Origin of the sequence: Nostoc sp., from assembly GCF_036917975.1 — a bacterium.
Classification (GTDB): Bacteria; Cyanobacteriota; Cyanobacteriia; order Cyanobacteriales; family Nostocaceae; genus Nostoc.
Map to the genome: position 1 here is coordinate 1 of NZ_JBALEJ010000060.1, position 1,005 is coordinate 1,005.

The window sequence follows — 1,005 nt, forward strand, 5'->3', positions numbered from 1 at the left end:
ACGGCTTATGTGAATTGGGGTAGCAAAAAAGAAAGGGAAACCACAAGATAAAGGTAACGACACCAAAGCTTGAGGTCTCCTAATGAATATGGTAGACGGTTCAACCCTGTTGACCACAATTTTTGTGCTAGTGGATGACTGGTATCAGCAAAAAGGCTATCGTTATGTACCGATATTACCGGGTCGTTCACCAAAATTTACAGATAGTGAAATGTTAACGTTACTGGTAGCAATGGATTTCTTCCCATACCCGGGAGAACAGCAGTTTTTAGGGTTCGTCAGAGCAAACTACTTGAGCCTATTCCCGAAATTGTTAGAGCAAAGCCAGTTCAACCGAAGAGCCAGGCGCTTGGAGCGAATGCTCGAAGAACTAAGACGTTTCTGGGTTATAGAGTTGGGGGCAATATTTGAGCGCACCTTGTTGTTAGATACAAAACCAGTACCAGTAGTTGGCTACAAACGCGACAAACACCAAAGTGATTTTACAGGCAGTGCTGATTATGGGTGGTGTGCCAGTCGAAAAATGAATTACTTTGGCTACAAGTTAGTCCTCGTCAGCACCCTGAGTGGTATTCCCTTGGTTTATTCTTTAGTGCCAGCGAGTACAGATGAGCGTCTAGCAGCAGAATCGGTTTTAGACTACGTTCGTGGCTGCCGTATCCTTGCAGATAAAGGATTTATCGGTGGTCAATGGCAAAACGATATCTTCAAAACTACGGGTAATCAAATTTTTACTCCCAAACGAGCTAATCAGCTTCAACAACAGCCAAAAGCCTTTGAGGGTTTACTAAATAGCCTGCGCGAGCGTGTTGAAGGTGTATTTAACGAGGTGCAAAATACTGGACGTAATTTGGAACGTCTACTGAGGATATTGTTGATGGTATCTGCGTCCATGTTGCAGCTAAAATGACCAGTCATACTCTGCGTATTTTTCTACGTCAGCGTTTTGGTATTGATGTCCTCACTTTTGAACAACATCCTGTGGCTTAATTCACATAAGGCGTA

At 43.4% G+C, this 1,005-nt stretch carries 1 pseudogene; it reads left to right on the forward strand.

The window, feature by feature from the left end:
- Positions 1–88 precede the first annotated feature (88 nt).
- A pseudogene (locus tag V7K76_RS24425) lies at positions 89–990 on the forward strand (IS982 family transposase).
- Positions 991–1,005: the final 15 nt, after the last annotated feature.